This is a genomic window from Chrysiogenia bacterium (genome assembly GCA_020434085.1).
Classification (GTDB): Bacteria; JAGRBM01; JAGRBM01; order JAGRBM01; family JAGRBM01; genus JAGRBM01.
In genome coordinates, this window is sequence record JAGRBM010000080.1 from 1 (window position 1) to 3,275 (window position 3,275).

4 protein-coding genes and 3 tRNA genes are annotated in these 3,275 nt (G+C 64.0%); 2 read left to right on the forward strand and 5 right to left on the reverse strand.

From position 1 onward, the window contains the following. From tuf to KDH09_02730, 4 genes are all read right to left on the reverse strand, one after another. On the reverse strand, positions 1 to 126 hold a 126-nt coding region (tuf, locus tag KDH09_02715; protein MCB0218583.1), incomplete at its 3' end, for an elongation factor Tu. Between the two features lie 188 nt (positions 127 to 314). After that, positions 315 to 390, reverse strand: a tRNA-Thr gene (locus KDH09_02720). 29 nt (positions 391 to 419) lie between these two features. After that, a tRNA-Gly gene (locus KDH09_02725) sits at positions 420 to 496 on the reverse strand. Positions 497 to 568: 72 nt separating this feature from the next. Beyond that, positions 569 to 654, reverse strand: a tRNA-Tyr gene (locus tag KDH09_02730). A 336-nt stretch (positions 655 to 990) separates the two neighbouring features. On the opposite strand from KDH09_02730, the gene mltF reads away from it, so the two are divergent. Continuing rightward, complete coding sequence (gene mltF / locus KDH09_02735) at positions 991 to 2,418, forward strand: membrane-bound lytic murein transglycosylase MltF (protein ID MCB0218584.1); 1,428 nt, start codon at positions 991 to 993, stop codon at positions 2,416 to 2,418. Here mltF and KDH09_02740 read toward each other — a convergent pair whose 3' ends face one another. After that, positions 2,419 to 3,003: a DUF3365 domain-containing protein gene (locus KDH09_02740; protein ID MCB0218585.1), complete on the reverse strand. Its 585-nt coding sequence runs from the start codon at positions 3,001 to 3,003 to the stop codon at positions 2,419 to 2,421. A 61-nt stretch (positions 3,004 to 3,064) separates the two neighbouring features. Here KDH09_02740 and KDH09_02745 point away from each other — a divergent pair. Continuing rightward, a partial coding sequence (locus tag KDH09_02745; protein MCB0218586.1) for a hypothetical protein occupies positions 3,065 to 3,275 on the forward strand: 211 nt, incomplete at its 3' end.

Consider the following 3,275-nt stretch of genomic DNA (forward strand, 5'->3'; position numbering starts at 1 on the left):
CGCCTGCCCCTTGTCGGCAAGCACCTTCGTGATCGCAGCCGTCAGCGTCGTCTTTCCGTGATCGACGTGTCCAATCGTTCCCACGTTCACGTGGGGTTTGGTTCGCTCGAATTTCTCCTTGGCCATGGCTCTGATCTCCTCCCGAGTTGCGGACCCTGCCGACTCGTGTATTTACTTCGTTTTCTCTGAGACGGCGGCCCTTGCCGGCCGGCTCGATATTGAAAACACGACCGAGCAGCGCGGCACCTCTCCCGATCCACAAGGGCTCTGTGGGTGCGCCGCCGCTTCGACCGCGTGGCGAATACCAAATTTTATGGAGCCCACAACCGGAATCGAACCGGTGACCTCTTCCTTACCAAGGAAGTGCTCTACCGACTGAGCTATGTGGGCCCTGATACTGCGACCTGGTGGCGCTGAGTTGGAGCGGGAGACGGGGCTCGAACCCGCGACCCTCAGCTTGGAAGGCTGATGCTCTAGCCAACTGAGCTACTCCCGCCAAGTTGCGGATACCTTATGAACCTTTTCAAAGGTCCCCGCAAGCGCCAAACCGACGCAATTTCAGACTTTTTGGTGGAGGCGGATGGATTCGAACCATCGTAGGGTTACCCCGACAGATTTACAGTCTGTTGCCATTGACCGCTCGGCCACACCTCCAGTGAAACCGATTCCAGTTGTCCCCGATACTCGCGTCCGGCGCCTCTGCTGGTAAAAAGAGCGGCTGCCAGGATGCGCTGCGGTGCGCAGATGATCGAGTTCTCCGAAGAAGCGGCGGCGCAAAAAGCGCCTGAGCTGCAGCCTCTTCGGCCCTGTTGACAAAGCGGACGCCACTTGCGGCGTCCGGTTCCCAACGGGGGCTCCTATATATAGGGGTTTTGCTTTCAAGGCAACACCTGTAGCGCAATGTTCTGCACGGAAAAAAGCGCTGCGCTTCCGGGCACTTGCGCCCGCTTCATGGACCCGCCGGGCCGGCGGCGCTACAAGTGAAGGCGGATGCAGCAACCCCGCATATTCTTCACCGGCCTGCTGCCCCTTCTGGGGGCGATTTCCATCGCACTGTGCTGCGCCTGCGAGCGGGAGGTCCAACAGGCGCCCCCTGCCCCGCTGGCACCGGCCGCAGAGGTCGGTCTCAAGGCCATTAAGGCCCGGGGCGTGCTCCGGGTGCTCACCCGCAACAATTCCAACAGCTACTTCGTCTGGCGCGGCCGCCGGATGGGATTCCAGTATGAGCTGGCCGAACGGCTGGCAAAGCGCCTTGGCGTCCGGCTGGAGGTGCTGGTGCCCCAGGACTGGGAGAGCATGATCCCGGCGCTGCGTGAGGGCCGCGCCGATGTGATTGCAGCCCCCATGACAATCACCCCGACGCGGACGGAGCAGGTCCTCTTTGCGCGCCCCTATGCCGCCACGCGCATTGTCCCGGTCTGGAAAAAGGGCACCGAGCCCGTGGTCAGCGCCGAGGACCTCTCGGGCCGCAAGGTGCGTGTCCACGAGGCCCACAGCTACTACGGGGAGCTGCGCCGCCTCAACGAAAAGCTGGCCGCGCAGGGCATCCCGCCCATCAAGATTGTCAAAGCCGACCCCGAGCTGACCACCGAAGACCTGCTCGAACAGCTCACCGAGGGCAAATTCGACTACACCCTGGCCGACGAGCAGATCGCGCTGGTCAACAAGACCTTCCTGCCCGAGCTGGAAATCGGCCCGCCGATCTCCGGGGAGCAGCAGCTCGCCTGGGCCGTGCACCCGGCGGCGAAAGATCTCGCTGCCGAGATCAACAAGATGATCACCCAGCTCAAGCGCGAGCCCACCTTCAATGTCATCTACAACCGTTACTTCAAATCGCCCAAGCACAGCGCGCGCATTCGCTCCGACAAGCTCTATGCCGCCAGTGGGCAGATCTCCCCCTACGACAAGCTCATCAAGAGAGCCGCGAAGGAAAACAAGCTCGACTGGATCCTGCTGGCCGCGCAGGTCTATCAGGAAAGCCGCTTCGATCCCCAGGCAAAGAGCTGGGCGGGCGCGCGCGGGCTTATGCAGCTCATGCCGGCCACCGCGCGCGAGCTGGGCGTGAAAAAGCCCGCCGACCCTGCGCAGTCCGTCAGCGCCGGGGCGCGCTACCTGGCCCAGCTTCGCGATCGCATCCAGGACGTGAGCGCGCCAACCGAGCGCATCAAGATGGCGCTGGCGGCCTACAACTGCGGACTCACCCACGTGCGCAATGCTCGGAAGCTCATGCGCGAAGAAGGCGCAACGGCCGACACCTGGCGCGAGGTCCGCAAGGGGCTCAAGAAGCTCAGCCAGAAGAAATACTACGCACGTCCCGAATACGGCTACGTGCGAGCCAGCGAGCCCATCCGCTATGTCGAAGAGATCACGAGTCGCGCCGCGGCCTACCGCCACGCGCTCGGCGAGCGCGACGAGTGACTATTTGGGCACTTCGGCCCAGAACAGCCCGCGCACATCACCGAGCGCAAAGCCCGTGGCCTGATCTTCGGGGTACTGCTCCGCAAGGGCTTTGCGCACCTCGGGCGAGAGCGTCTCGCGCGCGCCGTGGCAGTTCAGGCAGAGTCCCATCGTTCCAATGGGACGGATGACCCCGACACGATCGCCCAGGTCCACCGCCATGGACTCCACCGCGTCTGCCTTCTTACCGGCCGAAGTCTCTACATAGGCCGCAACCCAGTCGCGCGGCGCGTTCGCCGGGTTGCGCAGCTTGTGGCTGGTGCGGCCCATCGTGATGCCCTGCTCGCTGGCCATCCGCGCGGTGATCGCCTGCGCCTCGTCGTGGCACAGATGAATTGCAGAGACGGGCCCGCCCTCGGCGATCTGTTTCTTGAGCTTGCCCATGAGTCCCTTCTTGAGGGCCTCAATGCCGGCGTCTCCCCTGGCGATGGCGCCGGTCCATTCCTTCGGCGCCTCATCGATCTTCCACGCACGATTCTCCGAACCCGCTGGCGCGGCGATCAGCAGCGCGCATACAAATGACAAGGCCGTGACGAGTCGTTTCATGGCTCTTCTCCCGGGCAGCGTTGCAGCTATGCTACCCCCGATGAAAATGCGCCGCCACCTCTTGAGCACCCTTGCCTGCGCCCTCATTCTCCTGGGTGCCTGCACGAAGCTCCCCACCGGCCCGGTCTGCCAGGGGCGCTGGATTCCCAAGAGTCCCGATCGCCTTGAGTGCGCGCCGGTGCCGCGCAACACCATTCTGCTCATCGGCGACGGCATGGGCCCCGAGCAGGTGCGCGCCGGCGGGTTCTTCGCCCACGGCGCGCCCGGCACGC

Excerpts from the sequence above, each read along its gene's own strand:
- mltF (MCB0218584.1), top strand. The coding sequence starts at position 991 with ATGCAGCAACCCCGCATATTCTTCACCGGCCTGCTGCCCCTTCTGGGG.
- KDH09_02740 (MCB0218585.1), bottom strand. The coding sequence starts at position 3,003 with ATGAAACGACTCGTCACGGCCTTGTCATTTGTATGCGCGCTGCTGATC.